Origin of the sequence: Clostridium sp. AF20-7 (assembly GCF_003479275.1) — a bacterium.
Taxonomy (GTDB): Bacteria; Bacillota; Clostridia; order Lachnospirales; family Lachnospiraceae; genus Otoolea; species Otoolea fessa.
The window spans coordinates 171,333-187,730 of the sequence record NZ_QUGF01000003.1; the positions used below are offsets into that span (position 1 = coordinate 171,333).

At 51.5% G+C, this 16,398-nt stretch carries 13 protein-coding genes; all 13 read left to right on the forward strand.

The features are described 5' to 3' along the window. The first annotated feature begins 36 nt into the window (after positions 1 to 36). The 13 genes from DWX68_RS03910 (at position 37) to DWX68_RS03970 (ending at position 16,395) form a co-directional block, all read left to right on the forward strand. Positions 37 to 1,419: an MATE family efflux transporter gene (locus DWX68_RS03910; RefSeq protein ID WP_347475159.1), complete on the forward strand. Its 1,383-nt coding sequence runs from the start codon at positions 37 to 39 to the stop codon at positions 1,417 to 1,419. 148 nt (positions 1,420 to 1,567) lie between these two features. Further along, a complete protein-coding gene (locus tag DWX68_RS03915; protein WP_118628653.1) occupies positions 1,568 to 2,584 on the forward strand; it encodes an alpha-hydroxy-acid oxidizing protein in 1,017 nt (338 codons plus the stop codon). Between the two features lie 49 nt (positions 2,585 to 2,633). Further along, positions 2,634 to 3,821 (forward strand): phosphopentomutase, encoded by a 1,188-nt coding sequence (locus DWX68_RS03920; RefSeq protein ID WP_118628654.1) that lies wholly within the window; start codon positions 2,634 to 2,636, stop codon positions 3,819 to 3,821. Positions 3,822 to 3,864: 43 nt separating this feature from the next. Then, a complete protein-coding gene (udp, locus tag DWX68_RS03925) occupies positions 3,865 to 4,647 on the forward strand; it encodes a uridine phosphorylase (protein ID WP_022359925.1) in 783 nt (260 codons plus the stop codon). Then, entirely contained in the window at positions 4,640 to 5,062 is a 423-nt protein-coding gene (gene cdd, locus DWX68_RS03930; protein ID WP_118628655.1) for a cytidine deaminase, read from the forward strand. The genes udp and cdd overlap by 8 nt, the downstream gene beginning before the upstream one ends. A 231-nt stretch (positions 5,063 to 5,293) precedes the next feature. After that, a complete protein-coding gene (locus tag DWX68_RS03935) occupies positions 5,294 to 7,270 on the forward strand; it encodes an RsiV family protein (protein WP_118628656.1) in 1,977 nt (658 codons plus the stop codon). 139 nt (positions 7,271 to 7,409) lie between these two features. Continuing rightward, entirely contained in the window at positions 7,410 to 7,736 is a 327-nt protein-coding gene (locus DWX68_RS03940) for a cupin domain-containing protein (protein ID WP_107000176.1), read from the forward strand. Positions 7,737 to 7,922: 186 nt separating this feature from the next. Continuing rightward, positions 7,923 to 9,107 (forward strand): exonuclease SbcCD subunit D, encoded by a 1,185-nt coding sequence (locus tag DWX68_RS03945; protein WP_118628657.1) that lies wholly within the window; start codon positions 7,923 to 7,925, stop codon positions 9,105 to 9,107. Continuing rightward, entirely contained in the window at positions 9,104 to 11,905 is a 2,802-nt protein-coding gene (locus DWX68_RS03950; protein WP_118628658.1) for an SMC family ATPase, read from the forward strand. Before DWX68_RS03945 ends, DWX68_RS03950 begins: the two co-directional genes overlap by 4 nt. Positions 11,906 to 11,955: 50 nt before the next feature. Beyond that, a complete protein-coding gene (locus DWX68_RS03955) occupies positions 11,956 to 12,813 on the forward strand; it encodes a glycerophosphodiester phosphodiesterase family protein (protein WP_118628659.1) in 858 nt (285 codons plus the stop codon). Positions 12,814 to 12,923: 110 nt separating this feature from the next. Further along, positions 12,924 to 14,498: an ABC transporter substrate-binding protein gene (locus DWX68_RS03960; protein ID WP_118472064.1), complete on the forward strand. Its 1,575-nt coding sequence runs from the start codon at positions 12,924 to 12,926 to the stop codon at positions 14,496 to 14,498. A gap of 137 nt (positions 14,499 to 14,635) precedes the next feature. Then, positions 14,636 to 15,586 carry an ABC transporter permease gene (locus DWX68_RS03965; protein ID WP_117796410.1) on the forward strand — a complete coding sequence of 317 codons (951 nt, stop codon included), beginning with the start codon at positions 14,636 to 14,638 and terminating at the stop codon, positions 15,584 to 15,586. 11 nt (positions 15,587 to 15,597) lie between these two features. Then, complete coding sequence (locus DWX68_RS03970; protein WP_107000170.1) at positions 15,598 to 16,395, forward strand: ABC transporter permease; 798 nt, start codon at positions 15,598 to 15,600, stop codon at positions 16,393 to 16,395. Positions 16,396 to 16,398 lie beyond the last annotated feature (3 nt).

The window sequence follows — 16,398 nt, forward strand, 5'->3', positions numbered from 1 at the left end:
AGGGGCGATGAATAGTCATCGACTGTGTGCATAAATATGATTAATTTTGGGGGTTTTATGGGGGCTGAAAGCAAAACGAGGATGACAGAGGGAAGTATCTCTAAGAAGATTATTTTATTTGCCATACCATTGTTTCTGGGGAATCTGTTTCAGCAGCTGTATAATACAGCGGATTCCCTGATTGTAGGTAATTATCTTGGCAGCAATGCGCTGGCAGCAGTCAGTTCGTCGGGAAATCTGATTTTCCTGATGGTAGGTTTTATTAACGGTATTGCCATGGGAGCTGGTGTGGTAATTGCCAGGTATTATGGGGCGAAAAACAAGGATTATCTCCAGAGAGCGATTCATACAACCACAGCCTTCGGTCTGGTGGCCGGAATCACACTGACGGCTGCGGGAATGTATCTGGCACCGAAGGTTCTGGTACTGATGGGAACACCGGCAGATGTACTTCCGGAATCGATTGTATATTTTCAAACCTATTTTGCAGGTTCCCTGGGTGTAGTCATGTACAATATTTTCGTTGGAATCCTGCAGTCGGTGGGGGACGGCCGCCATCCGCTGATCTATCTGATTATTTCCTCCTGTGTGAATGTGGTGTTGGATATCTTCTTTATCACAGGACTTGGCATGGGAGTGGGATCGGCAGCCCTGGCAACGGCTATATCCCAGTTTGTCAGTGCGATTCTCTGTATGGTGCATCTGATGCGGGTGAAGGAAGATTACCGGCTGGAGCTTAGGAGGATTCGTTTTGACAGACATATGCTGAGGCAGATTATTCAGAATGGTGTACCTTCCGGTTTCCAGAACTCAGTCATTGCCATAGCCAACGTGTTTGTACAGTCCAACATCAATGCATTCGGTAAAATGGCCATGGCAGGCTGCGGAGCTTATTCTAAGGTAGAAGGTTTTGCCTTCCTGCCGGTGACCTGCTTTACTATGGCGATAACTACCTTTGTGGGACAGAATCTTGGGGCAAAGCAGTATGACAGAGCAAAGAAAGGTGCGAAGTTCGGTATCCTCTGCTCCATCTCCATTGCAGAACTGATTGGTATCACCATATATACGGCGGCACCGGTGCTGATTGCAGCATTCAACCGTGATCCGGATGTGATACATTATGGGGTGATGCAGGCCAGAACCATTGCGTTGTTTTATTGTTTATTGGCATTTACTCACTGTATCGCGGCTGTACTCCGGGGTTCCGGCAATGCTGCCGTGCCCATGATCGTTCTGCTCTGTGTATGGTGTCTGTTCCGTGTCAGCTACATCACACTGGCAGTGCGTCTGATTCCGGATATCCGGGTCATATTCTGGGCATACCCACTGACCTGGAGCATCAGCTCCGTGATTTTCCTGTTTTTGTTTTTAAGGGGAAATTGGGTGCATGGATTTGAGAAGAGGCCGAAGAAGGGATAGATTTTTATTATATCATATGTGAAATGGTTGTTTTGAGTGGTGGACAGCTGCTTACCGGAAATGATGCAGCTGTCAAAAAATTTCTCGCAGAATCAAGTACAAAAGGATTTCGAGAACACATGAAAGTGACAGGGAGGTAACCAGATTAATGAATTATGCAGAATGTTTAGAACTGGCAAGAGGAAAAATGGGTAATTACTGCAAGGCCTGTCCGGAATGCAACGGAAGAGCCTGCAAAAATCAGATGCCGGGTCCGGGAGCCAAAGGAATCGGAGATACGGCGATTCGGAATTATGACAAATGGAAGGAAATCCGTGTCCAGATGGATACACTGGTGGAGAAACGTCCCATCGATACCTCTCTTTCGTTGTTTGGAAAGAATTTTCAGTATCCGTTTTTTGCAGGTCCGGTGGGAGCCGTGAATATGCATTACGGCGATTCACTGAATGATGTTTCTTACAATGATATATTAGTTTCTTCCTGCGCAGAGTTTGGAATTGCCGCTTTTACAGGAGACGGAATGGACAGCAATGTGATGGTGGCAGCCACGGAAGCCATCAAAAAGGCAGGGGGACTGGGAATTCCTACAGTGAAGCCATGGAATGTGGAGATGGTTCGTGAAAAGATGGCGCTTGTCAAGGATGCAGGTGCTTTCGCTGCAGCCATGGATATTGATGCGGCAGGTCTTCCATTTTTGAAAAATTTCAATCCACCGGCCGGAAGTAAATCAGTGGAGGAGCTTCGTGAGATCGTGAAGGCAGCAGGAGTACCTTTTATTGTAAAAGGAATTATGACGGTAAAAGGTGCTTTGAAGGCTAAAGAGGCCGGTGCAGCAGCTATCGTGGTATCTAACCATGGAGGAAGAGTCCTGGATCAGTGCCCGGCAACTGCAGAAGTTCTGGAGGAAATAGCAACGGCAGTGGACGGTTCCATGAAAATCTTCGTGGATGGCGGAATCCGTTCCGGTACCGATGTATTTAAAGCATTGGCACTGGGGGCAGATGCGGTTATCATAGCCAGACCTTTCGTCACAGCTGTATATGGCGGAGGCCGAGAAGGGGTCGAAGTTTATATCCAGAAGATCGGAAGTGAGCTTGCAGATACCATGGCTATGTGCGGCGTATCTTCCCTTGCTGAAATTACCCGTGACTGTGTGAGAGTGTAAAAAAGTAAACTATCAAATATAGCAAAAATTAGTAGAAAGGGTGAGTGGTATGCGTTTTAAGCGAGTGTTTGTAATTGTACTTGATTCCCTTGGAATCGGTCCCATGGCGGATTCGGCCAGATTTGACGATGCCGGTGCGGATACGCTGGGGCACATCTCAGAAACAGTGGAACATCTGGATATTCCGAATCTGCAGAGATTAGGACTTGCCAATCTCAAGGCCCTTAAGCAGGTAAAGCCGGCAGAACATCCGGAAGGATATTTTATGGCGATGAATGAGGCGAGTAATGGTAAAGATACCATGACCGGTCATTGGGAGATGATGGGCATCCGGACGGATAAGCCATTTATCACATTTACAGAACATGGATTTCCCAAGGAACTGATTGACGAACTGGAAAAGCGCTGCGGCAGAAAGATAATCGGCAATAAGGCAGCCAGCGGAACGGAGATTCTGGAGGAGCTGGGTGAACAGGAAGTGAATGAAGGAAAGCTGATTGTCTATACATCAGCGGATTCTGTGCTTCAGATCTGTGGCAATGAGGAAACCATGGGACTTGAGACCTTGTATCATTACTGTGAGATTGCCAGAGAACTGACTATGCGGGATGAGTGGAGAGTTGGCCGTGTTATCGCAAGACCCTATGTGGGCAAAAAGCGCGGCGAATTTAAGCGGACGAGCAACCGACATGACTATGCCTTGAAACCCACCGGACCGACGGCGCTGAATGCCCTGAAGGATGCCGGATATGATGTGATTTCCGTTGGAAAGATTAACGATATCTTTGTGGGAGAAGGGATAACAGAAAGCAATCATTCCGACAGCAGTGTACATGGCATGCAGCAGACCATCGATATCGCAAAGCGGGATTTCAAGGGACTTTGCTTTACCAATCTGGTAGATTTTGATGCGTTATGGGGACATCGCAGAAATCCGGTGGGATATGGGGAAGAGATCGAAAAATTTGATAAAAAGCTGGGAGAGCTTCTGCCGCTGCTCCGTGAGGACGATCTGCTGATTCTGACGGCGGATCATGGAAATGATCCAACCTACAAGGGAACGGATCATACGAGAGAGCAGGTCCCGTTTATTGCGTATTCACCATCGGATACGGAAAGTGGGAAGCTTGATACCAGTGACACCTTTGCCGTTATCGGTGCGACTATTGCGGACAATTTCGGTGTCAAGATGCCGGAGGGAACCATCGGAACTTCTATGCTGGATCAGATAAAATAAATGACATTGGACTTGAAGTTAAAAACAGAAAGGCGGCGATTATATGGTTGATTATACAGAAGGAACGGGAAAACAGTACCACACAGGAATCGGTCCGGAGGATATCGGCGGATATGTCATCATGCCGGGGGACCCCAAGCGATGCAAGAAGATAGCAGAACATTTTGAAAATCCGGTGTTAGTTGCGGATAATCGTGAATATACCACATATACGGGAACCATCGATGGGGTAAAAGTCAGTGTGACGTCAACCGGCATCGGTGGTCCGTCAGCGGCTATCGCTATCGAGGAGTTATCCAAGTGCGGAGCCCATACTTTTCTGCGTGTGGGCACCTGTGGCGGTATGCAGGAGGATGTACTGGGCGGAGATATCGTAGTTGCAAGCGGAGCTATCCGCATGGAAGGAACCAGCAGAGAGTACGCTCCCATTGAGTATCCGGCTGTGCCCCATGTGGATGTTATGAATGCCATGATCCGTGCAGCGAAGAATCTGAAGTTCCGTTGTCATGCGGGCGTTGTACAGTCGAAGGATTCCTTCTTTGGACAGCATGAGCCGGAGGTGATGCCGGTCAGCTACGAGCTTGAAAATAAGTGGCAGGCGTGGCTTCGGATGGGATGCCTGGCATCGGAGATGGAGTCAGCAGCATTGTTTATCGCAGGCAGCTTCCTTCGGGTGCGTGTAGGTGCCTGCTTCCTGGTTCTGGCTAATCAGGAGCGGGCGAAAAAAGGCTTGTCCAATGAACAGGCCCATGATACAGAGGCAGCGATCCGGACAGCGGTGGAAGCCATCCGTATCTTGATTCAGGAGGATGCGAAGAATGAATAATGAGAGGATAGAAACACTCATCGAGGAAGCATTCGCAGCACGGAAAATGGCCTATACACCCTATTCTCATTTTCAGGTGGGGGCGGCTCTGATGACTGAAAAAGGCGGGATTTACCGTGGCTGCAATATTGAAAATGCGGCCTATACACCGACAAACTGCGCGGAACGCACTGCCTTTTTTAAGGCAGTCAGTGAGGGTGAACGCAGCTTCACAGCGATTGCAGTTGTGGGAGGCCCGGAAGGAGCTTCGGAATTTGACTGGTGTGCGCCCTGTGGCGTGTGTCGTCAGGTGATGAAGGAATTCTGCCAGGATGATAGATTTCAGATCATTCTGGCACGTTCGGTGAAGGAATATAAGGTCTATACACTGGCGGAGCTTCTACCGATGGGATTCGGACCGGATAATTTGCAGTAGGAATGCCGATTGCCTCATAAAGCTGGTATGCAGGTGTCAAAGACCCGCGCACTGTAATCTTACAGTTTCATTAATATAACTTAATATATTGGAACACCTTTTGACATTGCAAAAAAAACAGGGTACACTGTATGACAGGCGGGGATGGATTCACCATTTCCGCCTGTATTCAGAAGAAAAAGCGGACGCAGGTCCGATGAAAAATAGAAAAAGTGTGGGGAGTTTGGACGGATGGCTCAGAAAGAGTGGAAACGGGAAGAAATGAAACAGAATCAGGGAAGAACAGAGCAGAACCAGAGAAAAAAGGTTCAGAAAAAGACAGGGTATAGGGCAGTGCTGGCGGCTTCGATGTTTTTGATTGCTGCTTCGGCAGCCCTGTCAGCGTGCAAAAAATCACCGGCGGCTGAGACAACAGCGCAGACACAGGCGGCAGAGGAAACGGAGGGCGCGGTCAGCACGGCGCTCGGAGCGGCGGATCGGGTGCTGGAGGAGAATGGCATGCTGTACCTCAAATACCGCACGGAGATCCGTTCCCTTTCGAAGGAGACAGGCGAGATGAAGACGCTCTGCCAGTTTGACACGGGAGATGAAAACAGCACCTTCTGGGTCTACGGAGGCGGGCTGTATTTTGATCGGATACAGGCGGAGAGTGGCAGCACACAGGGCACGGAGCTTTATGGGCTGTACCGGCTGGATTTGGAGAGCGGTGTGGAAGAGCATTTAGCGGATCTGACGGATCAGCCGTCGGTGCTCTATGCGTCAAAGAACCGCCTGTATGTCAAGGGTTACAACATGAATGTCATTTATACGCTCGATGAGAATGGCAAAACAGCGGGAGAGTTGTCACCGTCAGACACGATCTACGGGGAGATTCCGGCAGGCTGCAGCGAGCTGTTTAATGGGATTCTTCCATATTATACGGAACAGTTTGGGTATATGCCGGTGCAGAATGAAACCTGCCTGGTGATTGCGGATGTGGACGGCAGCCATCCGAGGGAGATTTCGGATATTACGAATACATCGTCGGTGCTGTTTGCGAAGGACGCATTTTTTGCCCTGCTTCGGGATGGCAATGGAAATACGCAGTGTTACCGCTATGAGGTCTCTGACCCGGAGAAACGGACGCTTTTATATGAGACGGCGGAAAATATCAGCCTGGTGCAGTATCAGGACGGATATTTGTACCTGATGGAAAATCAGACCTCCCAGATCAGCACGGGAAAATTTTCGTTTAAGCGGATTGCGGCGGATGCTAAGGCAGATGCAGCGGCAAATGCCGCCGAGGCGCAGAATGCGCTTTTTACGGTCGAGGAAGAGCCGGGCATGACGAATGATTTTTCTATGTATGGTAATTTTTATGTGACGGGAAATCAGGCATACTGCCAGCAGTTTAAGGATTACGGCGTTTATCTGGGAGAAAAAACGCTGGATGATGCGGCAGGCGGGGAAGTGACATTGTTAGAGCCGGTTCTGTTCCAGTCTCCGATCCGGGAGCTGGGGCATGTCGAGGCGCAGTCGGAGACGTTAAAGAGTGCGGATGGAAGCCGGGAGCTGGGAAGTGTGTACGCAGAACGGCTGGTATTTGACGGAGAGGGCGATGCGGTCGAGGCGATGAACCAGACGATGCAGGAGCTGCAGGCGTCGGTTCTGTCGGCGGCGCGGACGGATTCCATGAATCTTGATACGGAGATGAGCATCGATACAGCGGAAACGGACGGATCGGAGGAAGAGGTACTTCCGCAGGAGGCGGATGCAGCGCAGCCGATCTATTCGATGGCTCTTACGATCGACGGAGATGACGCGATTACGTATCTGGATGATCATTATGTCTGCGTCCGTGCGGATGGATACGAATATACGGGCGGCGCACACGGAACGCCGTTCCGCCAGTATTTTGTCTTTGACCGGGAAACGGGGGCACGCCTGTCTTTGAGCGATGTGGTTGAGAATCCGGTGGAGGAGCTGCAGGCGAAGGTTGGTGCGGCATTCCGGGAGCTGGCGGAAAAGACAAATTTTGCCTTTGAATCACCGGAGGATCTGGAACATACGGTGGCAGACGGCATCAGCTACGAATCGCCGTTTTATCTGAGCGAGACGGGCGTGGTTTTCTATTATGCGCCGTATGAGATTGCATCGTATGCGGAAGGATTCCCGGAGGTAACAATTCCGTACAGCGAGTTAGAAATGCGGATTGAACTTAGCAAGTAGGAATTTTCTGAACTGCAACAAATGCGGATTGCCCTTAAGTAGAGAGCTTGAAGTTGAGGAAAAAATCGCTTATAATACTCCATAGAAAAACAGTGTCGAACGAATCTGAAAGAATGGCACAGGATGAGGAGGAAACAGCATGAAGACAGTTGTTAAGGAAAATGCGAACGGCGGTAAAGGACAGGTAGTTGTAAAATACATTCTGGATGACAATGAGTTAAATGCAAAATGTAAGATGTTTGCCGAGGTAACGATCGCACCGGGATGTTCCCTGGGCTATCATGAGCACCACGGCGAGAGCGAGACGTATTATATCATCAAGGGACAGGGCGAGTACGATGATAATGGAACGAAACGTCCGGTTACCGTCGGCGATAAGACCTTCACGCCGGATGGCTGTGGTCATGGCATTGCCAATACCGGAGATGAAGATCTGGTCTTTATGGCATTGATCCAGCTGGATTAAGAGTGAAGAACAAAACAGAAAAAGGTAACGGTTCACAGTAACCAAAAAAGGCGCTGGCACGGGAAGTGGTTCGATGTGTCGGCGCTTTTTGCCATATATGTCCGGAAAATGTCTATATGTTTAAGCGGAAAAAATTGGAAATCAAAAAAACAGTGGCTCAAAGAAAGAAAAAGGAGGTGTGCCTGCGTGAAACTATTTCATCTTTCTGATCTGCATATCGGGAAAATGTTAAATGGCTATAGCCTGCGCGAGAGCCAGAAAAATGCGTTTTTGCAGATACTTAAATATGCGGAGGAAGAGAAGCCGGATGCGATTCTGATATGCGGGGATATTTATGATAAATCGGTCCCGGCGGGGGAAGCGTATACGCTTTTTGACTGGTTTCTGACCGAGCTATCCGGGCGCTGTCCGGGGACGGAGATCCTGATCATTGCGGGAAATCACGATTCACCGGAGCGGCTGGCGTATGGCGCATCGTTTCTGGCACGCCACCGGATCCATATCGCGGCGCTGCCGCCGGCAGATCGGACGGAGTATTTAAAGCAGGTCACACTTACAGATGAGTGGGGACCGGTTCATTTTTATCTGGTACCGTTTATCCGTCCGGGTCATGTGCGCCATTTGTTTGACACCAATGGTTATACCGATGCATTCCAGAAACTCCTGGCGCGGGAGACGATCCGGAAGCAGGAGCGCAATGTGGTTCTGGCGCACCAGTTTTTTGTCTGGAACGGTCAGAATCCGGAAACCTGCGATTCGGAGACGGCGGTGCTGACCTCCGGCGGATTGGATGCGATTGATGCGTCGGTGCTGGAACCGTTTGAATATGCGGCGTTAGGGCATATCCATGGGGCACAGAAGGTAGGGCAGGAGCGGTTTTGCTATTGTGGGACGCCGTACAAATATTCGATCAGTGAAGAACACCATCAGAAGGGGATCACGGTGGTGGAACTGGGAGAAAAAGGAAGTGAGCCTCAGATCCGCCGTCTGCCGATTCTCTGCCATCCCGATGTAAAGCGCGTGCGGGGGACACTGGAAGAACTCAAGCTGCTTTCAGATACGATGGAAAAGATGCCGGATGGAAGCGGACGCGCGGACGCGTATGTGAGCGTGGTCCTGACGGACGAAAAAGAAATGTACGATTTCCGGGAGCGCCTGGAGGAGTTATTTGCGCATATTTTGGAGATCCGGGTGGACAATGAGAGGACGCGGAAACGACTGGAGGAAGAACCGGAGGAAACAGGGGCGGTGACGCCGTTTCAGGCATTTGCCTCTTTTTATGAGGCGGTGCGCCACTGCCCGATGACAGAGGAACAGGAGACGATTCTGGCGCGCATGGTGGAAGAGGCAGAGGAGGAGGAACGCGTATGAAACCGAAGCTGCTTACAATGTCGGCGTTTGGCTCTTATGGGGGCGTGACGCAGATTGATTTCGAACGGGCGGGGACGGGATTGTTCCTGATCACGGGCGATACGGGGGCAGGCAAAACGACGATCTTTGACGCGATCTCGTTTGCGCTCTACGGGGCGGCGAGCGGCGCCGGGAGAGAGGGCGCGATGCTTCGCAGCCAGTATGCACCGGAGGACGCGGAGACCTGGGTGGAACTGACGTTTGAGGATAAGGGGCAGGATTATACGATCCGCCGCAGTCCGGCATACACGCGCCTCAGCAAGCGGAAAAATAAGGACGGCGCATACACGGCGACGAGTGTGGCGCCGAAAGCGTCTCTGCTTTTGCCGGATGGAAGTGAGATGTCCGGCCGGATCCGTGAGATCGATGAGAAGATCCGGGCGATCGTGGGCGTGGACCGCGATCAGTTTTCGCAGATCGCGATGATCGCGCAGGGCGAATACATCCGTCTGCTCCATGCATCCTCCAAAGAAAGAAAAGAGATATTTTCGCGCATTTTCCATACCGGGATCTACGGTAGAATCCAGCAGAAGCTGCGGGAGGCAGATCGGACGCTGTATGGAAGGCTGGAGGATAACAAGACCCGGTGCGAGGAAGTCATCCGGCAGGTGACGGTTCCCAGGACGGAGGAGGCGGCAGCTTTGGAGTGGGAAGAAAGATGGCAGTCTTTGAAAGAGCGGTACCGGACAAATGGAGCGGAACTGCTTGCATTTCTGCATCAGTTGTCGGAGGAAAGCCGGAGGATCGAGGAAGAGGCGGGGAGACTGGAAGAGAATACAATCCAGAAGCTTGCCGCCGGACAGAACCATCTGGAGCTTGTGAAAAAGGAAAAACGGGTACTGGAAGAAAAGAGCCGTTTGGAAGCATTTGGACGGGAGATGGAGGCTAGGCGCCGGGAAGCTGCCGCAGCCTATGAGAGCCGGAAACCGGAGCTGGAGGATCAGATCTGGCGGATGCAGGATGCGCTTCCGCTCTATGCGGAGCAGGAGAAAAAACGGCAGGCATATGAAACTTTGGAACATCAGCGGACGGCTCTGACCCAAAACCTGAAAAAAATGCAGAATCAGCTGGAAACGTGCCGTACACAGGAAGAAATACTTCGAAACCAGGAGCGGGAGGCGGTAGAGGCGCGCGCTGCCCTGGCAGAATGCCGGGGACGGCGGGAGCAGATGGAACGGCGCCAGGCGGTTTTGCAGGAGTTAGGGAAATGCTGTGAAGCGGAGCGGACATGGAGGAAGTCACTGGAAAAACGCCAGGAAAAATTTCAGGCAGCCGCGCGGGCGTACCAGCAGTCAGATCAGTTGTATCAGGACGCGTCCTGCCGCTTTCTGGCGATGCAGGCGGGACTTCTGGCGGCAGAGCTGCAGGAAGGAAAACCGTGCCCGGTCTGTGGCTCGCTGGAACACCCGGCTCCCTGCCGTCTGGAGACAGAGCCGATCCGGGAGGAACAGGTGGAAGCGCTGCGTGCCGGGCGGGATGATGCCGATCAGAAGCAGAGGACAGCCGCTGAGGCGTGCCAGGAGGCGCAGATCTCGCTGGAACATGAGAGCAGACGGCGGATAGAGATCCAGGGAAAACTGTACGGCCAAAATCAGGACAGCCCGGCAGCCCAGCCGGATGTGGATGCTCTGGAGAAGGAGCTACGGCAGATGGCACAGGAAATCCGGCGATGCAGGCAGGCGGAAACCACTTATACAGACCGGATTGCCATGGAAGAAACGATCCGGCAGAAACGGGAGGCGAACGGAGCCGAACAGAAGAAGCTGGAAGCTGCGCTGGAGCTTAAAAGAAGTGAGGTGCAGCAGGCGGCGATCGAGAGCCAGACGAGACGTAATGAGCTGGAGGAACTCTCGAAGCGGCTGGAGTGGAAAGACAGCCGGACACTCCAGGTGGAGCTTGAGAAGCGCAGCCGGGAGCTGGAAACACTTGCAGAGGCGGTGACAGCGGCTGATAAGAAAGCACAGGAGTGCCGGGAAAAATGCCGGGAGCTGGAGGGAAGCTTATCTTCGCTCCAGGAACGTTTTGAAGCAGATTCAGAAACAGAACCGGAAGAAAAAATCCAGCAGGCGATCCGGCACTGGGAAGAGGAAAAAACGCGCTGGTCGCGGCTTCACCGGGAACATATGTCGGTGCGGACGCGCAACGAGGATGCATATGCGGCACTTCGGGGGTATCTGCAGGAACGGGAGCAGCTTGACCGGGAAAAACAGCAGATCAGCGAGCTTTACCAGACGGCGGACGGAAAACTGAGCGGCGCGGCGCGGATCGATTTCCAGACGTATGTACAGCGCCAGTATTTCCGCCAGATGATACAGGCAGCCAACCGCCACCTGCGCCGGATGACGAAAGGAACCTTTGAACTTCAATGCCGCGGTCTGGCCGATCTGGGAAAACAGGGAGAAGTGGGACTTGACCTGGATGTCTACAGCTTTGTGACCGACCGGGTCCGGGACGTCAAAACATTGTCTGGTGGAGAATCCTTTCTGGCGGCGCTTGCGATGGCGCTCGGCATGGCGGATGTCATCCAGAATGCGGCAGGCAGCGTGAAGGTGGATGCTATGTTCATTGATGAGGGGTTTGGTTCTCTGGATGAGGAATCACGGACGCGGGCGGTTCAGGTGCTGCAGGAGCTGTCCGGAGGAAAACGCCTGATCGGCATCATTTCCCATGTGACGGAGCTGAAAGAGGAGATGGGACACAAGCTGGTGGTAAAAAAAGGAAATGGCGGAAGTCAGGTGCATTGGGAGATAGAAGATTAGTATGACGGCGCAGAGCCGTTGTGTGACGAAAGAAAAGAGGCTATTTACATATGACAATCGTAATTCCAGGGATGGTGACGTTATCGCTCTTATCTCTGTTTTACTGCAGTATGCTGCCGGAGACGGGGCGGAAGGCGAGAATGCAGGCATTTGAGCGGCAATACATCGCCCACCGGGGATTTCATGACAACCGGAGTGAATGTCCGGAAAATTCGCTCCCGGCGTTTGAGCGCGCGATCCAGATGGGATATGGGATTGAGCTGGATGTACAGCTGACGAAAGACGGGGTTCCGGTCGTATTTCACGACTGGGATCTGAAGCGGGCGGCGGGCGTTGACCGGAAGATACGCGACTGTACCTTTGAAGAGCTGCAAAGCTATCGTTTGTTTGGTTCATCCCAGACGATACCGGCCTTTGAGGAAGTGCTTGAGCTGGCGGATGGGCGTACCCCGCTTATCATCGAACTGAAAGCAGAGATTGTCCACCGGGAGCTGTGTGAGAAATGCGCGGCGCTTTTAGATCGTTATCCGGGTGAGTACTGCATCGAATCGTTCAGTCCGCTGGCACTCGGCTGGTTTAAGCACCATCGTCCGAATGTTTTGCGCGGGCAGCTTGCGACCAATCACCGCGGCGAGGGCTTGAAAACGCCGGTCATTGTGCGGGAGATGCTTACATACTGTATGCTGAACGGATTTTGCAGACCGGATTTCATTGCGTACAACTGCCAGTTCAGCAACACGCTTCCGGTGGAAATGCTGCGCTATTTCTACAAATGTAAGATGGCGGCGTGGACGATCAAAAACCAGGGCGAATTAAACCGGCACCGGAAACAGTTTGATGTTTTTATTTTTGACAGCTTCGAGCCGGATCAATTCGTGAATTTTAACAAAAAACATCCTAAAAGATAGTGAGAAAGTCCTAAATTATGCTGGAAAAGTTGATTTTCTATGAAAATCTGCTATAATGGCTAGGACAATTTAATAATGAGAGATTATTACGAATTCGAGAGGACAAAGATATGAAAAAGAAACAGCTTCTTTCAGGCGTAATGGCACTTTTGTTATCTGCTTCACTCTGTGCATGCGGAGGCAGCAAGACAGCAGAAGGCACCTCAGAAGCAGCTGGCGAGTCCAGCGAAGCAGAGACCAGTAATACTCTTTCAGAAGGAACACCAGTACCAGGCGGCAGCGTTGTGTATGGCATGACGCAGGACCTGGCTAGTCTTGACCCCCATGTAGATACGGACGCAGGAACTAGAGACGTGGTTTTCAATTTGTACGAAGGGCTTGTAAAGCCTACTTCCGATGGCGGATTTATTCCGGCTGTTGCCAGCGATTATACCATTTCCGATGATGCAAAGACTTATACTTTCACATTGAGAGATGGCGTCACATTCCATGACGGCACACCGGTTACCATCGAAGATGTCAAATATTCCATCGATCGTTATGCGGAGATTCAGGGCGAATCCTCCGCTTTTTCTTCGCTTGTAGATAGTGTAGAGGTGCAGGATGACAAGACACTGGTTGTAAACCTGAAAGAAAGTTATTCAGAGTTTCTTCCGATGATGACGATTGCCATCATTCCGAAGTCCAACGAGGACCCGGCAGGCAATCCGATCGGTACCGGTCCATTCAAATATGTTTCCTACACACCGGGTCAGAACCTGGAGCTGGAAAAATATGACGGCTACTGGCAGGAGGGCGTTCCGAGCCTGGACAGCGTGGAATTTAAATTTATTGCCGATGTGGACACCGCATTTGTAGAGCTGCAGGCTGGCACCATCGACATTCTGAAATATTTAACCGCCGCACAAGCGGAGACGTTGGGCGATGAAGATTACAACATCGTACAGGGAAGCATGAACCTCGTCCATGCGATGTACTTAAACAGCGCTTACGAGCCGCTTTCCAAGACAGAGGTGCGTCAGGCACTCTGCTATGCGGTAGACCGCGATGCGATCAACAACTTTATTTTCGGCGGAAAGAGCCACATCATCGGCTCCCATATGATCCCGGCAATGTCGAAATACTATGAGCCGGAAGCAGAGACTGTATACAGCTATGATCCGGAGAAGGCAAAAGAGCTTCTGGCAGATGCCGGATACGCAGATGGCTTTGATCTGGAAATTACTGTTCCGAGCTCATACAGCCAGCACGTAGACAGCGCGCAGATCATCGCAGACGAGCTGTCCCAGGTCGGCGTCAACGTGACCTTAAATCAGGTTGAGTGGAGCACTTGGCTGCAGGATGTATACAAGGGAGGCAATTTCCAGGCGACCGTCATCGGTTTTGACGGAACGCTGGCACCAAGCGACTGGCTCAAGAAATATGTGACAGACGATGCGAAGAACTTCATGCATTACTCCAACACTGAGTACGACGATGTATTTAATACAGCATACACAACCGTTGATGACGATGTAAAAGTAGAAAACTACAAGAAGGCGCAGATGATCCTGGCAGAGGATGCGGCAGCCGTTTACATCGAAGATCCGGCGAACCTCGTAGCAGTCAGCAAGAAGTTTGGCGGCTACACCTTCTACCCGACGGCAGCAGAGGATATGTCCCTGTTATATCAGGTAGAGCAGTAAAATATACAGTTACAATCCAGCAAATTCCTGTTGCTACCACGTTTTCTTACGGCACTTTCGGTTCCAAAAGTGCCTGCCCGTGAACAGTAACCAGGAAATAACAACAGAATAAGAAGCGGTAAACGCAGGAGGGAATTATGAAATTCTTTATAAAAAAACTGATAACTCTCATTATCACATTGTTGGTCATATCCTTCCTGACGTTTACCGCTTTTTCTGTGATTCCGGGCGATGCGGCACTTTCCAGGCTGGGAAAGGACGCGACGGAAGAGCAGTTAGAGCGGGCGCGGGATGAGATGGGATTAAATGATCCACTTCTGGAGCGGTATGGAAGATGGGTGACCAATGCGATGCAGGGGGATTTCGGGGAGTCCTACCGGTATGAGGGAACCTCAGTCCGCTCCCTTCTGGCACAGCGGCTTCCGGTCACGGTGCTTCTGGCAGTCATTTCCCTGCTCATCATCACGGTGATTTCAGTTCCACTCGGAATCCTGAGTGCCCGGTTTGCCGGAAAATGGGTCGATACGCTGACGAACTGCCTGACGCAGATTCTGATGGCGGTGCCGTCATTTTTTCTCGGCATGATCCTGACCTACGTGTTTGGACTGATTCTTCATATGTTCCAGCCGGGTAAATTTATCGAACCGTCGGAAAATTTTGGAAAGTCTGCACAGTACCTTTTATTTCCGGCGCTCGCGGTGGCGCTGCCGAAGATTGCGATGGTGGTGAAATTCCTGCGAAGCTCGATTCTGACCGAGATGAACCGGGAATACGTGCGGACTGCCTACAGCCGCGGCAATACGGAAACGGCGGTATTGTACGGGCATGTGCTGAAAAATGCGATGATTCCGGTTGTGACGTTCTTTGCGATGGTAATCGCGGAGATCCTTGCCGGCAGCATCGTGGCGGAGCAGGTGTTCAGCGTGCCGGGAATCGGAAGACTTCTGATCAGCTCGATCTCCAACCGCGATTATCCGGTTGTGCAGGCGATCGTGCTGTACATCACATCGGTGGTCGTACTTATCAATTTTGCGGTTGATATGATTTATCAGGTTTTGGATCCGAGAGTCCGGACGGCGGAAGAATAGAGGGAAGACGAATGAAACGAAAGAATTATAATCTGATGATAGGGGGCGCGATCACGCTGTTCTTTCTGGCAGTTGCCCTGATCGGACAGTTCTGGACGCCGTATGGGACAACGACGATGGACTCCATGGCAGTCAATCTGGCGCCGTGTGCAGCACACCCGCTGGGAACGGATAACTTCGGGCGCGATATTTTGAGCCGTGTGATGGCGGGAAGCGGCAGCACTTTTTTTGTGGCAGTCTGCACGGTTCTGATCGGGTGTGTGTTTGGCACGATCGTCGGTGCGCTGACCGGCTATTTCGGCGGCTTTTTCGATAACCTGATCATGCGTTTCAATGATATCCTTTTATCGTTTCCGAGCATTCTTCTGGCGCTTATCTTCATCAGCCTGACGAAGCCGGGAAGCTACAACATCATTCTGGCGCTGGGAATCCTTTTTATCCCGAGTTTTGCCCGGATCGTCCGTAGTGAGGTGATACGGTGCCGGGAACTGGATTTTGTCAAGAGTGCGCGGATCCTTGGCGCAGGGCATATCCGGATTATTTTCGCCCATATTCTGCCGAATGCGGCGGTCAGCCTTTTGACGGCGGCGGCGATCGGATTTAACAATGCGGTGCTGGCTGAGGCGAGTATGAGTTATCTGGGACTGGGAATCCAGCCGCCGGAGCCGAGTCTCGGGAGAATGCTTTACGAAGCGCAGTCGTACCTGTTCAATGCGCCGTGGTACGCGATCGGACCGGGCGTGACGATCATCCTGATTATTCTGGGATTCAGCATGGTGAGCGAGGGACTGCGCTCGATGCAGCAGTAAGGA